This window comes from Streptomyces sp. NPDC094032 (assembly GCF_040303965.1).
Classification (GTDB): domain Bacteria; phylum Actinomycetota; class Actinomycetes; order Streptomycetales; family Streptomycetaceae; genus Streptomyces.
In genome coordinates this window covers 40643-54953 of record NZ_JBEOUE010000006.1, presented here as the reverse complement: position 1 = coordinate 54953, position 14311 = coordinate 40643, and the positions used below count along the sequence as shown (strand labels likewise).

The following is a 14311-nucleotide window of genomic DNA, read 5'->3' as shown; positions in this document are numbered from 1 at the left end:
GAAGGATCAGTGCGGCCCCAACGCCCGCGAGGCCCCCACCGGAAGGTCCCAGAGGTCCTCGCGGGGCAGTCCGGCCCGGTCCCAGGCGGCGCGGACGCGGGTGAGCGGTTCGAGGACGGGTTCGGAGGAGAGGACGAAGGTCGCCCAGTGCATGGGCGCCATCCGGCGCGCGCCGAGGTCCTGGAAGGCGCGCACGGCCTCCTCGGGGTCGGTGTGGACGTCGCCGAGCCACCAGCGCGGGTCGTACGCGCCGATCGGGAGCAGCGCGAGGTCGATCCCGGGGTGGCGTCGGCCGATCTCCTCGAACCAGTGGCCGTAGCCGGTGTCCCCGGCGAAGTAGACCCGCTGCCCCTCGCCGTCGCGCAGCACCCAGCCGCCCCACAGGGAGCGGCAGGTGTCCAGGAGGGTGCGCCTGGACCAGTGGTGGGCGGGGACGAACTCGAAGCGTACGCCGTCGAGTTCGGCCGCCTCCCACCAGTCGAGCTCGGTGACGCGGCTGAACCGGCGGCGGGTGAACCAGCGGCCGAGTCCGGCGGGCACGAAGACCGGGGTGTCGCGCGGGAGCCGTTTGAGGGTGGGGGCGTCGAGGTGGTCGAAGTGGTTGTGGCTGATGACGACGGCGTCGACCGGCGGCAGGTCCTCCCAGCGGACGCCGACGGGGGTGAGCCGGGCCGTGGTGCCGAGGATGCGGCGCGACCAGACGGGGTCGGTGAGCACGGTCAGACCGCCGATCCGCACCACCCAGCTGGCGTGTCCCACCCAGGTGACGGCGAGGATGCCGGGCCCCGCCTCGGGCAGCGGTCCGGGGGCGAAGGGCAGCAGCGGGATGTCCCGCAGCCCCTCGGGCCCGGGCCGGACGGCGCCCTCGCGGGCGAGCCGGGCCATGGCGCGGACGCCGGCCAGCGGCGTGGTGAGCCGGTCGGCGAAGGAGCGCGGCCAGTCGTGGCGCACCCGGCCGAGCGGCTGGAGCGCGGGGGCGGGGTGCGGGGCGTGGGGGGTGCCGGCGGAGTGCGGGGCCCGGGGCGGCCGGGCGGTCTGTTCCGTCATCGCTGCGACCTCCGTCTTTCCTACTGCCTTCGTTTACCTGGCCAGTTCGTCGAGCGCGCCCTCGAAGGTGCTCAACGCGCGGGCCACGTGCGGTGATTCCTCGGGGCGGGCGGAGGCGAGCGCCTCGGTCCGCTCCTCCTCTGCCGTCCCCAGGAAGGCGGCGGTGTCGAACCGGACGCGCAGCGCGCCGAGTTCGTCGCCGAAGCGGTGCCCGCCGGGTACGGGGGTGCCGAGCCGTTCGGTCAGGTGGTTCTCCAGTTCCAGGGAGTCCGTGACCCCGCGCGCGGCGAGTCCGGCGCGCAACGGGCCCAGGTCGGCGTAGAGATGACGTCCGGCCTGCGGCGGCCGGGCGAGCGCCCCGGCGGCGAGGACGGCGCGGTGGGCGGCGGCGGCGATGCTCCCGTGCAGGGTGGCCGTCGTCCGCGTCCGTACGGTGACGTCCTCGGGTTCGTCGAGGGCGTGGGCGGCGGCCGGGGCGACCGGGCCCGCCACCAGGGCGCCGAGCACGGTGAGGATGTCGAGGGTGCGGGCCCTGCGGTCGGCGTACCGGTCCGCGCGGGTGGGGGCGGTGGGCGGGAAGCGGGCGACGGCGCAGGGCCAGCCGGCGGGGGTGAGGGCGCCGGCCAGGTCGGTGAGGACGGTCACGTCGTCGGGGCACATCTCGGCGGGGCTGAGCAGCACCGTCTCGTGCGGGCGGTGCAGGGTGTCGCGCCAGGTCTCGTCGCTGATGATGTGCAGGCCCTCGGCGACGGCCGCCTCGCAGGCCTCGCGGACGAGTTCGGGCGGGGCGACGGTGGCGGTGGGGTCGTCGGCGACGGAGAGGAGCAGCAGGCGGGGGCTGCCGCCCTCGGCGCGGACCCGTCGTACGGTCTCCAGGAGGGCGTACGGGTCGGGGACGCCGCCGCACTCGGCGGGCGTGGGCACGTGGTAGGCGGGCCGGCCGAGCAGCCGGGCCTGCGGGGTCCACCAGGCGGGGCAGGGCCGGGGCAGCAGGACGTCGCCGCCGTGGGCGGCGATGAGGGCGAGCAGCAGGGGCGCGGCGCCGGGGGCGGCGACGACGTCCTCGGCGTGGGTGCGCAGGCCGCGGCGCCACCAGTAGCCGGCGGCGGCCCCGCGCAGGACCGGTCCGCCGCCGGGCGGTTCGGGCTCGGTGCGGCCCGCCGCGGCGGCGAGGAGGGCGGCGAGGCCGGGCAGCACGGGGAGGCCGGACTCCGGTGCGGGCGGTCCGTAGCGCACCGGTCCGCGGCCCTCCGGAGCTGTCTGCCGCATCTTCCGAACCTCCCGGCCCTCCTGGGACTGTGCCGGGGCGCGCGTACGGCACCCCAGAGCCCTTTATACGGAGGTTCCGGGCATTCCGCCGCTCAGGCGACGGTGACGGGGTGCCGGACGATCGCGTCGAAGAGATACCCCTGGGTGTTGTGCACGGCCCGCTCGGGCTGGACGTTCCCGGCCGCGTCGGTGACCCGGGAGAGCAGGGTGGCGGGCCCGGTGGCGTGCGGGCGCCAGGGCGTCGTCCAGCGGACCCAGCCGGCCCGGCGGGGCGGGTCGAGCAGCCGCGCGGGCCGCCAGTGGGCGCCGCCGTCGGTGGAGACGTCCACCCGGCGCACGGGCGCGAGGGCGGACCAGGCGCGGCCGGTGAGCCGGTGCGTGCGGTGGGTCTCCAGGGTGGCGCTGAAGGGGAGTTCGTACGCGCTCTTGAGCGTCTGGCGGGTGAGCGGCGCGCTGCCGCCGGGCGGGTGGGCGGCGCCGAACAGGCGGTAGTAGTCGGTGGACCAGGGGGAGGCGAGCGGGGTGCGGGAGACCTCGATGTCGCCGAGCCACTTGATGGAGGCGATGCCGATCCAGGAGGGGACGATGAGCCGGACCGGGTGCCCGTGGTCGTACGGGAGGGGCTCGCCGTTCATCTCGTACGCGAGGATGACGTCGTCCAGGGCCTTGGCGACGGGCAGCGGGCGGCGGACCCGGCCGAGGTCGGCGCCACCGGTGACGTACGGGTCGTCGAGGCCGCGCGGCTGGACGTCGACGGCGTCGGCGGCGATCCCCGCGAGCCGCAGCACGTCGGAGAGGCGGGCGCCCCGCCAGCGGGCGGCGCCGATCGCGCCGAGGGTCCACGGGGTGCCCGCGACCGTCTCGCCCTGCTGGGTGGTGTAGAGACTGCGCCCGTTCCCGGCGCACTCCACCAGGGCCGTCCGGGTGACGGCGGGCAGGTCGCGCAGCTGCCCGTACCCGAAACGCACGGGGGTGCGGCCGTGCAGTCCGTCGCCCCAGACGGTGAGGCTCCAGGTCGCGGCGGAGAGGACGGGGGTGGAGGTGTGGTTGCGGACGAAGAAGCGGTCGACAGGGGTGAGCGCGCCGGTACCGGCGAAGGTCTCGTACCGGGCCTCGGCGTTGGTGCCGCGGAGGGTGAAGTACTCGGACGGCGTCGGCTTCACGATGCCTGGGGCCACGGGGGCGGCGGTGGCGGGCGCGGTGCCCAGGAGGGGCAGGGCGGGGGCGCCTGCGAGCGCCTTCAGGAGGGTGCGACGGGCGGGCACGGGCGGAATCTCCTCGGCGCGTCGGGGCGGGGTCCGCCACACCTTAGGGGCGGGGTGGGGGTGGGGACGGGCCGTTCATGGAGCCGTCATGTGAACATCCGTCAGGTCGGGACGGTCCGGAGGGGTCCGAGGCGGTCCGGAGGGGTCCGGGGTGGTCCGGAGCGGGCCGACTCGCCTCGGTGCGGGGGACACTTGTCGCATGATCCCCGTCGTCACCGTCGTCCCCCTGCTCACCGCCCGCCTCGATCTGGAGCCGTTGCGGCTCGATCACGCGCCCGAGATGGCCTCGGCGTTGGCCGATCCGGCGCTGCACGTGTTCATCGGCGGCAGCCCGCTGCCGGAGCCGGAGCTGCGGGCCCGGTACGCGCGGATGCTGGCCGGTCCTGCGGAGCCGGGGACGGCCTGGTGCAACTGGGTGCTGAGGCTGCGCGCCACGGGTGTCGCGGTGGGCACGGTCCAGGCCACGGTCACGGGGGCGGCGGCCGAGATCGCCTGGGTGACCGGCACCGCCTGGCAGGGCCTCGGCCTCGCCAAGGAGGCGGCGGCCGCCCTGGCCGCGTGGCTGCGGGGGCTCGGCATCCCGGTGCTCCTGGCGCACGTCCACCCCGACCACCATGCCTCGGCGGCGGTGGCCACGGCGGCGGGACTTGCGCCGACGGAGAGCTTCGAGGACGGCGAGCGGCGCTGGGAGTGGCGGGCCTAGCCGACTCCCGGGGGCACGCCCAGCGGGACCCCCGGGGGCCGGGGGTCCCGCTGTCGGCTGTGGGTCAGCAGCCGCTGGTCAGCCAGCGGCAGGCGGTGATGAGCGCGGCGGCGTGCTCCTCACCGCGGGCGTCCTCGGTGCGGACCTCCTGCGGCAGCACCTGCAGGGCGTCGATGTCGAACTCCATCATGGCGTTCTCCTTTGTGTGGTGTGGTGCGGTGGGTGCCGGTCCCGCGCGGGACCGGCGTCCGTCGGCCGGCGGCCGACGGAAGATCAGGGGGGGGCGTCTCAGCCCTCGGGCAGCCAGGCCCTGGGGCCGCCGCAGCGCAAGCGCAGCAGCAGGGAGAGGCTGCCGGCGAGACCGGTGGCGTACTCGGCGAGCACGGTCCTGCGGTTCTCGTCGGGCACCAGGAGCCGGCCGTCGCGCAGGACGGCCTGGGCCGCCAGGTGTTCGACGAGCAGTTCCGCGTCGGCGCGGTGGCGCGGGTCGCCGGTGAGTTCGGCGGCGTCGAGGAGGAACTCGGCGTTGCCCGAGAGTCCGTGGCAGGTGGCGGGCGAGTCGGTGACCCTGCCCGCCCGGACCGCGCGGGCCGCCCCGTCCACGAGGGCGAGCAGGCCGTCGGCGGCGCCGTCGCCGTCCGCCCAGAGCCGGACCAGGAAGGTGCCGACGCCGGAGGAGCCGCTGCACCAGTGCCGGGCCAGCTCCGGGGAGTCGGAGAGGTGGCGGGCCCGGTCCACGGGCCACAGCACCCCGGCCGCTCCGCCACGTGCCGCCGACGCGAGGGTGGCGCCGGCCTCGACGGCCGCCCTGCGGAAGCGTTCCTCCCCCGTCGCCCCGGCGGCGAGCAGCAGGAAGGTGCCCACTCCGGCGACGCCGTGCGCGAAGCCGTAGTGCCAGGCTCCCGCGAGGGCGGACCCGAAGTCCTCCGGTACGGGCCAGAACAGGCCCTCCGGGGTGCGCCGTCCCGCCTCCAGGAGTCCTTCGGCGGCCTCGGCGGCCCGGTCGAGGAAGCGGGGGTCGCCGGTGGCCTGCCAGAAGCGCAGTTGAGCGAGGCCTGAGCCGGCCGCCCCGTGGCAGACGTCGGGGTTGGGCCACCGTACGGGCAGCGCGAGCGCGAGTTCGGCGGCGCGTCCGGCGAGCGCGGGGTCGTCGAGGGCCGTGGCGGCGTCGAGCAGGGCCCAGGCGGTGCCGGAGCGTCCGAAGTGGAGCCCCGGCAGGTGCCCCGGCAGGGCCTCCGTCCGGTCGGCGGTCCAGCGGGCCGCCGTGCGCAGCCCGTCGCTGAGCGCCGCCGGGTCCAGGGGTACCCCGGCGGCTTCGAGGGCGTCGGCGTGGAGGAGGGCCCGGGCCAGGACGGCGACCCCGCCGGCGGAGCCGTGCTGGACGGCGACCGGGTCGCAGTTCTCGCCGAACGAGTCGGAGGACCACAGCCGTTCGGGGTCGTCCGGGCGCAGGGTGGCGAGGAGGTGCGCGATGCCGTCGCGCAGCAGGCGGTCGCGGGTCGCGGCGGGGTCCGGCGGCTCGGTCTCGCGGGCGTCCGCCGCCCACGGCTCGGCGGCGGGCGCCGGGGCCGGGCGGCCCTCCCCCCGGAGCCCGGTGACGAAGGTCCTGGCCCGTTCCAGGCTCCAGCGGTCCTCGGCGGCGTCCCGCATCAGCCCCCGTACGAGCGGCCCGAAGCGGCGGACGAGCGGCTGGTCGCGGGCGAGCAGGGCCACGAGTCCGGCCAGCCGCTCCTCGTCGGGGCGGGCGTCGGCGGCGGGCCGGTCGGCGGCGAACAGCGGGTCGGCGCCGCTCAGCGCGTGCAGGACGGTCGCGCCCAGGGCGTACAGGTCGACGGCCGGCGGGAAGGCGGGGGCGACCTGGTCGGCGGCGCGGAGTTCGGGGGCGGTGTAGCCGGGGGTGGCGCCGAGCACCCAGCGTTCGCCGGGGGTGGCCGCCATCTCCAGGTCGATGAGGAGCAGCCGCCCGTCGGGGGTGACCATGACGTTGTTGGGGTTGAAGTCGTGGAGGGTGACGCCGAGTCCGTGGGCGGTGGCGACCAGTTCGATCAGCTGCCAGACCAGGGAGCCGGCGGTGCGTTCGTCGGGGCAGGCGGTGCCGTCCTCGGCGAGCCGTTCCGCGACGGTACGGCGCAGGGTCGCCCCCGGTACGGACTCGGTGGCGAGGAAGACGCTGCCCTGCTGCTCGAACACCTCGACCGGCTGCGGGACCCGGTCCCGGGCGGCGGCGGAGAAGCGGGCGAGGAGGGACGCCTCGCGGCGCAACAGGTCCCGGACGTCGAGTCCTTCGAGTCCGGCCCCGACGTGCGGGCGGGCCTGTTTGACGATGACCTGGGCCCCGGTGCGGGTGTCCTCGGCGCGGAAGACGCCGCCCTTGTTGGAGTGCTGGATGGCGCCCCGGACGACGTAACGGTCGGCGAGGAGCACGGGTTTGGCGGCGGCCGTGCTGCGGGCCGGGGCTGCCGGGCGGTCCGGGAAGGGCTCGCCGGCCCAGGCGGGCGGGCTGAACCAGGCGTTGCGCTCGTCCTCGACGGGGCGGCCCTCGGGGTCGGTGAGCCGGGCCGCGAAGCCGCCGTCGGCGGTCAGCTCCCGTACGCCCGAGAACACGCCGTACCGGTAGAAGACCTGGCTGTCGGGCCGGTAGCGGCGGTCGGAGAGGACGGTGGGTCCCGGCAGGCCGACGGTGGCCCGGTGCAGTTCCTCGGCGAGCAGCCGGAACCGGTCGTCGTCGGCCGGGTAGACGGTGAGGAACTTGCCGCCCCCGCCGCGCGCGGAGCGTCCGGAGACCAGCGCGGCGACCCTGGCGGGGCTGGCGGCGAACTTGAAGGCCGCGCCGTGCTCGACGAGCACCTCGGCGGCGCGGGCCAGGACCAGCGGGGCCGACAGGGGGGTGGCGGAGACGTGCAGCTTCCAGCCCTGGGCGCGGCGGACCGCTCCGGCGGGCACGACGTGGCACCAGAACGCGCCGGGTTCGACGGACCAGCCGGCGGCGCCGGAGCGGGCGACGGCGGCGCGCACCAGGTCGGGCAGGAGCGCGAGGTCGGCGGGGTGCTCGGCACGGGCCCGGCGGGGGCCGGGGCCGGTCGTGAGCGCGGAGGAGTTCGCCATGGTCTGCGCCCGGCCTTAGAGCTGCGGCCGGACGTAGTGGTCGCCCCAGCTGGTGTCCAGCGGCGCGTCGGCGACCGTGCGCACCGTGAACGACCCTTGTCCGTACCCCTGTTGCCCGGCGGTCGCGGCGGCGGCGCCGGTGAGCAGGACGGTGAGGACGAGGAGAGAGCGGACGGCTGCGGACATGCGAAGGCTCCTGGTTCGGGAGGCGTCGGGGGCGCGCATGACCCGTGTTCGACGGGTTCGCGCCGGATGTCGCCCTGGCGGGGTTTGACCCCGTCGGACGTCCTCAGTCCATCGCGGCGAGCCCTCGTGGTCCAGGGTCGCGACCTGGCAATACCCTGCATGGCACGGAAGTAGCAGGGCCGCAAAACGGGGGGAACGCATGCCGATGGGGGCACATCTCGATGAAATGCCACGACTGGACGCGCGGGCGGTCGCCGTCTTCGAGTACGTGCTCGCGCGTGGCAGCCTGACCCGCTGGCCGCCCGACGTGGTGCCCGCGCTCGGCCTGAGCCAGGAGGAGGTCGAGGCCGCGTCCCGCACGCTGCTGCGGCTGCGGCTGCTGCGGCCGGCTCCCGGCAGGCCAGAGGAGTTGATACCGGTGAGCCCGGACGCGGCGGCGGCGGAGGTGGTCGGCCCCCTGGAGGCGCAGCTCGCCCAGGCCGCGGCGCACGCCCAGTCGCTCCGCGACGAACTCCACGCGCTGATGCCGCAGTACCGGGCCGCGCGGCGCGAGCAGGAGCGCCGGCAGGGCGTCGACCTCCTGCCCGACATGGCCTCGGCGTCCGCGATGCTGACGGAGGAGTCGGCCCGCTGCCGCGAGGAGGTCTTCAGCATCCAGCCCGGCGGCGGCCGCGCTCCCGGCCGGCTGGGCGCCGCGATCGACCGGGACCTGGCGATGCTGGGCCGGGGCGTGCGGATGCGCACCCTGTACCAGCACTCGGCGCGCGCGAGCCTCTCCACCCAGGGGTACGTGGAGAGACTCACGGAGGCCGGCGCCGAATACCGCACGGCGGCCGAACTCCCGGACCGCGCGGTGGTGTTCGACCGCACGGTCGCCTTCCTCCCCCGACGCGCCGACGGCGGTACGGGCGAGGGCGCGGTCCTGGTCCGCGACCCGGACGTGGTGGCCTACCTGTGCCGCGTCTTCGAGCAGCACTGGTCCGGCGCCATGCCCTTCCACGGCACCAGCGAGGCCGCCTACAAGGACGTCGGCCCCAGCCTCCGCCGCGCCCTTGTGGGCCTGTTGGCCGAGGGCGCCAAGGACGAGGTAATCGCCCGCCGCATGGGCATGTCCCTCCGCACCTGCCGCCGCCACATAGCCGACCTCCTCGAAGAACTCGGCGCCGAAAGCCGCTTCCAGGGCGGCGCCCTGGCGGAACGGGCGGGGCTCACGGGACAGGACGGCGACCATGTCGATCCGTGAGGCGGGACCCTCCGACGCCGCCGCCGTCGCCTCCGTGCACGTCCGCTCCTGGCGCGCCGCCTATCGCGGCCTCGTGCCCGACGCCTACCTGGACGCCCTCGACGTCGGGGCGCGGGCGGAGTCCTGGCGGGACAGGCTGTCGGCGCCCGACGCTCCGACCGTCCTGGTGGCCGAGGAGGGCGACCTGGTGGCGTTCTCCAGCTTCCGTCCGTGGTCCGGCGGGGAGTTGGACCCCTCGGTGACGGCCGAGCTCTCGGCGTTCTACGCCGTGCCGGAGGTGTGGGGCCGGGGCGTGGGGCGCGAGCTGCTGGCCGCGACCGTGACCGCGATGGCGGCGGCCGGTTTCCGTACGGCGGGGCTCTGGGTCTTCGAGGGGAATCCCCGGGCGCGCGCCTTCTATGAGGCGGCCGGGTGGCGGCCCGACGGGACCTCGGTCGTCGAGGAAACGGGCGGTCGCGCGCTTGCCGAACTCCGGTACAGGAGCGCGCCGTTCGCCCTGACGTGTCCATATGGCGAGAACGGGGTCTCACAATACGAATGATCGGCGTACCGTCGTCGTACCAACTCACACGAGGGAGTCCGGCCATGACGCATGCCGACGAGCAGAACGCGCCGCGCGAGACCGCCGTCTACACCCATGGGCACCACGAGTCGGTGCTGCGGTCGCACAGTTGGCGGACCGTGGAGAACTCCGCCGCCTATCTGATCCCTGAGCTGCGGGCCGGGCTGGAGATCCTGGACGTCGGGTGCGGGCCGGGGACGATCACCGCCGATCTGGCGGCGCGGGTCGCGCCGGGGCGGGTCACCGCGGTGGACGCGGCCGAGGACGTGCTGGAGAAGGCGCGTGCGGTGGCGGGCGAACGGGGGGTGGAGAACGTGGAGTTCGCGGTCGCCGATGTCCATGCTCTGGAATTTCCCGACGACTCCTTCGACATCGTCCACGCCCATCAGGTGCTGCAGCATGTGGGCGACCCGGTCCAGGCGCTGCGGGAGATGCGGCGGGTGTGCCGGCCGGGCGGTGTGGTGGCCGCCCGGGACAGCGACTACGGGGCGTTCACCTGGTTCCCCGAGCAACCGGGTCTGGACCGCTGGTCCGAGCTGTACCGGAAGGTGGCCCGCGCCAACGGCGGTGAGCCCGACGCGGGGCGGCGGCTGTTCTCCTGGGCCCGCCGGGCGGGCTTCACCGAGATCACCACCACCGCCGCCACCTGGTGTTTCGCCCAGCCCGACGAGCGGGCCTGGTGGAGCGGCCTGTGGGCGGACCGCACCACGCAGTCGAGCTACGCCCGGCTGGCCGTCGACGGCGGCCACGCGACCCAGGAGGAGCTGGACACGATCGCCGGGGCCTGGCGCGCCTGGGGTGCCACGGAGGACGCCTGGTTCATGGTGCCGCACGGCGAGATCCTGTGCCGCGTCTGAGCACCGCCCGCGCTCAGCTCGGGCGCATCCTGAACTCGTAGGCGTCCGGCAGTGGTTCGTCCGTGAGGCGGGACCACACCTCCCCCAGGACCTCCGCCCCCTCCCGCAGGTCCGCCACCTCGAAGCCCGCGTCGAACACGGCGCGGGCCTCGGCCCTCCGTCCCTCGGCGAGCAGCAGCCGCGCCTCCAGGAAGCGGAACGCGCCCCGGGCCCGTACCTCGGCGGGCAGCCGCTCCAGGACGGCGCGGGCGTGCGCGGTGTCGCCCGTCTCCAGGAGCACCGTCACCGTCTCGCGCCCGAGGGCCGCCGTGACCAGCGGATCGCCCCCGTACTGCTCCTCGAAGGCCTCCGCGTGCCGCTCGGCCGCCCGGCGCGGGTGGCCGCACTCCCGGTCGGCGACGGCCAGGCAGTAGAGCAGCGGCCAGCGCTCGGACGCGTTCTTCAGACCGCGCTCCCAGCTCCGTACCGCCTGGGCGAGGTCTCCGGCGGCCCACTGGGCGACACCCAGGTGGTACTCGGTGGCCGGATCGGCCGGGGCGGTCTCCAGCATGTCCCGCCAGGCGTCCGACACCAGCGTGCGCCCCAGGGCCGGCATGTCGGGCAGAGCGCCCGTCCGCAGCAGATGCGTCCACGGCCGCTGCTCCTCGCCGAGCAGCTCCTCGGCGAACGGGGTGCCGGGCAACTCGTACCCCCCGCGCAGCACTTCGAGCGCTCCCCACCCCGAGCCGACGGCCAGCGGCGCACCCGGCTCCGCGTCGGCGCCCCGCTCCCGCCACAGCGCGTACGCCGCGTCCACCTCGTCCCGGGGCAGCACCCGCCCGAGCGCCTCCTCGACGCTCCCGGTCGCCTCGGCCCAGTCCGGCCCGTGGACCGCGTCGGGCGCCGCGGCCAGCGGGCCGTACACCTCCATCCAGGAGACCTCCTCCCCGGGCTCCAGGGTGGGGTGCTCCAGCTGGGTGCGGGCGAGCCCGGCCTGGATCTCGGCGTAGCCGGGGGTGCCGGGCTCGGTCAGCCACTCCTGCCAGCGGCGCCCGCCGCGCCCCGAGCCCCACAGGAACAGCTTCCGCCCGCACAGCACGTCCGTGGAGGTCTGCACGAGCCCCGCGCCGCTCTCGTCGAGCGCGGCGATCCAGCGGCGCCGCCCGTCCGGCACCTCGTAGAAGTAGTCGGCGGCGTGGGTGCTCCGCAGGGGGTACGTACGGTCGACGCCGTCCGCCGTGACGGGCACCGGCACCCGGCGCAGGGCACGCTCGTAGCCGTACTGCCAGGCCCGGTCGGCGGGGGCGAGGATCCTGCGGTCCTCGGGGACGGCCGTGTTGGACCACCAGTACGTGGGGACGGCCCGCTCGTGCGGGTTGCGGATCCGGACCCCGACCCGCAGGTGCGCGGACCCGGCCGGCAGCCACAGGTCGACCTGGAAGGGCAGGTCGCGCAGCGGCTCCCACTCCCAGAGCCGGAGCATCTCGCCGCCGTCGGGCGCGGGGACGACCGCCGCGTGCAGCGGGGCGCAGGAGAGGGTGGTGTGGCCGCGGGCGCCGATGTTCCACTCGATGCCGCCGGAGAACCAGGCCCCGTTGAGGGCGAAGGCCGCGGGCTGGAACACCGGGTTGCGGTAGAGGAGTTCGCGGTCGGCCGTCTTGTCGAACAGGGAGTGGACCCGGCCGCCGAGGCCGGGCAGCACGGTGACCCGCAGCCGTTCGTTCTCGATCACGATCGTGTCGAGGGCCAGCGGGGCCCGCTCGCGCCCGTAGCCGTCCCGGACGGGGGCGGGCAGCAGGGTGCGCAGCGGCGCGTGTCCGAGCTGCCGGGCCATGTCGCGCGGCAGCGTGGCCCGCTCGTCGACCGCGGGGGCGCCGGCCCCGTCGAGGAGGTGCAGCGCCGGGAGGGGGTTGTCCGGGCCCAACGGGGCCGCGGGCAGGGTGTGTACGGCACGTCGTACGGTCGTCATGACGCCCATGGAACACGCCGGAACCACCGCTGGCCAGAGGGTGGACAACACCCCGCGCGGGGCGCCGGAAATTCCGTTGCGGCGTACACCCGTCGCCGTAGGGTGGATGTTTTGCGGTTGTTCCACCGAGGAGGCAGGGCATGGGCACGCAGCACACCTACCGGGTGATCGTGCGCGGTACGTTCGACGGGCTGAGCGACGGGAGCCGCGAGCGGCTGCTCGCGGAGGTCGAGGAGCACGGCATGTCGGCGATGCGCTTCACCGAGGAGGGCTCGCTGGCCTACGACCGGAACCTGAAGCACTTCTCGTACCGCCTGATCGTGGTCTCCGACGCGGCGGACGGCGACGAGATGGCGGGAGCCCTCGCCGAGGACCGGGTGGAGAGCGCCCTGAGGGAGCTGGGGCACGGCTTCCGCGACCTGAAGTCCAAGGTCACCGACATGGACACGATGAAGATCAACTACAAGCGCTGACCGCCCGGCGGGCCGGGCCGCAGGGCATGCCGGGGCCGCGCACGGCGGCGTCAGCGCCGGGCCGCCGTCACCCGGGCCGGGCAGACCTCGCCCTTCTTCACCACGCCCACCACCACCCGCCCCCGCGCGCGCCGCTCGACCCCCGGCGCGGGGTGCTGCGTGCAGACGCGCCAGTTCGGCGGCCAGAGCACCCGCCGGTCGCCGCCCGCCACGTCGTGGACGTCGAGCCGGGTGCGCGGGTCCAGCGAGGTGAAGACCCGCCACAGCCCCTTGCCCAGGAAGTCCGGCATGGGCTGCCCGCCCGCGCCGGCCGCGTCCGCCGTCGCCTCGGCCTCCGCCGCCGCCTCCGCCGAGCTGACGGCCATCGCGGCGAGCGCGAGCACCGCCCCGGCGCCCACGACCGCCGCGCGCCTCACTTGCGCCTCCGGGCGGCCGCGTAATAGCCGCAGACCGCGCCGAGCACCGTGGTGGCCAGCAGCGCCAGGTAGAGCGGCATGGAGACCTCGGGGATCAGCAGCCGGATCCGTACCTGCCGGGTGTTCTCGAAGATGAAGACCAGCAACAGGACCAGAACCACCGCGATGGCGATCCGGCCGGGGGTGAAGACTCCTCCGGCACGGGCCGCGTGGCCCGTGCTCGACGTCTCCTTGGAACTCATCGCCGGCCCTCTCCTCCGTCGTCCGTCCCACCAGGATGGGCCGATTCGCACCCCGTGGCGGTAGTGAACACGCCCGTCCGAGTGACTTGTCAGACAACGTGGGGCGGCTACGGTAAGAGCACGGCCGCGGGCGGACCCGCGGGCACGAGCACGAGGAGGATCCGTGGCAGCCGGCGGACAGCAGCGGCGACCGGTCGTCGCGCTCTACGAACGGATCGCGGACGCCATCCACGAGGGCACCTATCCCCCGGGCTCGACGCTCCCCTCCGAACCCAAGCTGGCGGGCGAGCTCGGCGTGAGCCGCCCGGCCCTGCGCGAGGCGCTGCTGCTGCTCCAGGAGGACGGGCTGCTCACCGTACGGCGGGGGGTCGGCCGGACGGTCAACGCGCACCCGCCCCGGCGCGGCTTCGAGCACCTCCAGCCGCTGGAGGAGCTGCTCGGCGGGGCCGTACAGCTGCGGGTCCGCGGCCTGCTGCGCTCCACGGAGGAGCCCACCGACTTCACCACCCAGCACCTGCTCGCCGCGGCCGGGGCCGAGCTGCGGTTCTGGGAGTCCGTGCTCACCGGCGAGGCGGGTCCGGCGGCGCTGAGCCACGAGTGGGCGGCGGCCGACGAGGTCCTCGAAGGGACCCACCCGGCCTTCGCCGAGGCCCTGCGCGCGGCGCCCGCGCCGGACCGGGTCTCGATGCTGGCCGTCCTCGCCGGGGCCTCGCGCGGGGTGCAGCTCGCGGGGCACAGCGCCGTGACCGCGACCCTGCTCGGGCGCCGCAGGGGCGAGCAGCTCGGGCGCTCGGCGGACACCCCGGCGGTGCTCGTCACCCAGGTCGTACGGGTGGGCGAGACCCCGGTCCTGGCGGCCAAGCACATGCTGCCGACGGGCGCCCCCGCGCTGCCGGTCCTCCAGTCGGACTGAGCCCGGACGGAGCTCGGACGGAGCTCGGATTGAGCGGTGTCACCGGGATGTGTCACCGGGATCACATCCCGGCCCGGCCACG

General features: G+C 75.6%; 15 protein-coding genes. 6 read left to right on the top strand and 9 right to left on the bottom strand.

What is annotated here, in order from left to right; all coding sequences use genetic code 11:
* Positions 1–6 precede the first annotated feature (6 nt).
* From ABTZ54_RS11320 to ABTZ54_RS11310, 3 genes are all read right to left on the bottom strand, one after another.
* Positions 7–1047, bottom strand: a complete 1041-nt coding sequence (locus ABTZ54_RS11320; RefSeq protein WP_351660108.1) for an MBL fold metallo-hydrolase — start codon at positions 1045–1047, stop codon at positions 7–9.
* 33 nt (positions 1048–1080) lie between these two features.
* Positions 1081–2316: an aminotransferase class I/II-fold pyridoxal phosphate-dependent enzyme gene (locus tag ABTZ54_RS11315; protein WP_351660105.1), complete on the bottom strand. Its 1236-nt coding sequence runs from the start codon at positions 2314–2316 to the stop codon at positions 1081–1083.
* A 92-nt stretch (positions 2317–2408) separates the two neighbouring features.
* Positions 2409–3590, bottom strand: a complete 1182-nt coding sequence (locus ABTZ54_RS11310) for a sulfite oxidase (protein ID WP_351660831.1) — start codon at positions 3588–3590, stop codon at positions 2409–2411.
* A 190-nt stretch (positions 3591–3780) separates the two neighbouring features.
* Here ABTZ54_RS11310 and ABTZ54_RS11305 point away from each other — a divergent pair, with 190 nt between their 5' ends.
* A complete protein-coding gene (locus tag ABTZ54_RS11305; RefSeq protein WP_351660102.1) occupies positions 3781–4284 on the top strand; it encodes a GNAT family N-acetyltransferase in 504 nt (167 codons plus the stop codon).
* Between the two features lie 64 nt (positions 4285–4348).
* Here ABTZ54_RS11305 and ABTZ54_RS11300 read toward each other — a convergent pair whose 3' ends face one another.
* The 3 genes from ABTZ54_RS11300 to ABTZ54_RS11290 all read right to left on the bottom strand — a co-directional run bounded on the left by ABTZ54_RS11300 (position 4349) and on the right by ABTZ54_RS11290 (position 7575).
* The gene (locus ABTZ54_RS11300; RefSeq protein WP_351660099.1) at positions 4349–4474 is read right to left on the bottom strand and encodes an ALQxL family class IV lanthipeptide; all 126 of its coding nucleotides are present in this window, start codon (positions 4472–4474) and stop codon (positions 4349–4351) included.
* 98 nt (positions 4475–4572) lie between these two features.
* Complete coding sequence (gene lanL, locus ABTZ54_RS11295) at positions 4573–7389, bottom strand: class IV lanthionine synthetase LanL (protein WP_351660096.1); 2817 nt, start codon at positions 7387–7389, stop codon at positions 4573–4575.
* 15 nt (positions 7390–7404) lie between these two features.
* Positions 7405–7575: a hypothetical protein gene (locus ABTZ54_RS11290; protein ID WP_351660093.1), complete on the bottom strand. Its 171-nt coding sequence runs from the start codon at positions 7573–7575 to the stop codon at positions 7405–7407.
* Between the two features lie 226 nt (positions 7576–7801).
* Between ABTZ54_RS11290 and ABTZ54_RS11285 the strand changes: the two genes are divergently transcribed.
* Genes ABTZ54_RS11285 through ABTZ54_RS11275 form a run of 3 tightly spaced genes read left to right on the top strand, consistent with a single transcriptional unit; the run spans position 7802 to position 10237 of the window.
* Positions 7802–8818: a hypothetical protein gene (locus tag ABTZ54_RS11285; protein ID WP_351660090.1), complete on the top strand. Its 1017-nt coding sequence runs from the start codon at positions 7802–7804 to the stop codon at positions 8816–8818.
* Complete coding sequence (locus ABTZ54_RS11280; protein WP_351660087.1) at positions 8805–9359, top strand: GNAT family N-acetyltransferase; 555 nt, start codon at positions 8805–8807, stop codon at positions 9357–9359. Before ABTZ54_RS11285 ends, ABTZ54_RS11280 begins: the two co-directional genes overlap by 14 nt.
* 44 nt (positions 9360–9403) lie before the next feature.
* Positions 9404–10237: a methyltransferase domain-containing protein gene (locus tag ABTZ54_RS11275; RefSeq protein WP_351660084.1), complete on the top strand. Its 834-nt coding sequence runs from the start codon at positions 9404–9406 to the stop codon at positions 10235–10237.
* Between the two features lie 13 nt (positions 10238–10250).
* Here the strand turns inward: ABTZ54_RS11275 and ABTZ54_RS11270 are convergent, their stop codons facing one another.
* Positions 10251–12194, bottom strand: coding sequence for a DUF5107 domain-containing protein (locus ABTZ54_RS11270; RefSeq protein ID WP_351660081.1), 1944 nt, complete (start codon positions 12192–12194; stop codon positions 10251–10253).
* 131 nt (positions 12195–12325) lie between these two features.
* Here ABTZ54_RS11270 and ABTZ54_RS11265 point away from each other — a divergent pair, with 131 nt between their 5' ends.
* A complete protein-coding gene (locus ABTZ54_RS11265) occupies positions 12326–12658 on the top strand; it encodes a DUF6204 family protein (RefSeq protein ID WP_351660078.1) in 333 nt (110 codons plus the stop codon).
* A 50-nt stretch (positions 12659–12708) separates the two neighbouring features.
* On the opposite strand, the gene ABTZ54_RS11260 is transcribed toward ABTZ54_RS11265, so the two are convergent.
* Together ABTZ54_RS11260 and ABTZ54_RS11255 are read right to left on the bottom strand one after the other, a co-directional pair.
* On the bottom strand, positions 12709–13074 hold the full coding sequence (locus ABTZ54_RS11260; RefSeq protein WP_351660075.1) for a hypothetical protein: 366 nt from the start codon (positions 13072–13074) through the stop codon (positions 12709–12711).
* Positions 13071–13316, bottom strand: coding sequence for a LapA family protein (locus ABTZ54_RS11255; RefSeq protein ID WP_351660072.1), 246 nt, complete (start codon positions 13314–13316; stop codon positions 13071–13073). Before ABTZ54_RS11255 ends, ABTZ54_RS11260 begins: the two co-directional genes overlap by 4 nt.
* A 163-nt stretch (positions 13317–13479) precedes the next feature.
* Here ABTZ54_RS11255 and ABTZ54_RS11250 point away from each other — a divergent pair, with 163 nt between their 5' ends.
* Positions 13480–14229, top strand: a complete 750-nt coding sequence (locus ABTZ54_RS11250) for a GntR family transcriptional regulator (protein WP_351660069.1) — start codon at positions 13480–13482, stop codon at positions 14227–14229.
* The last annotated feature ends 82 nt before the right edge of the window (positions 14230–14311 follow it).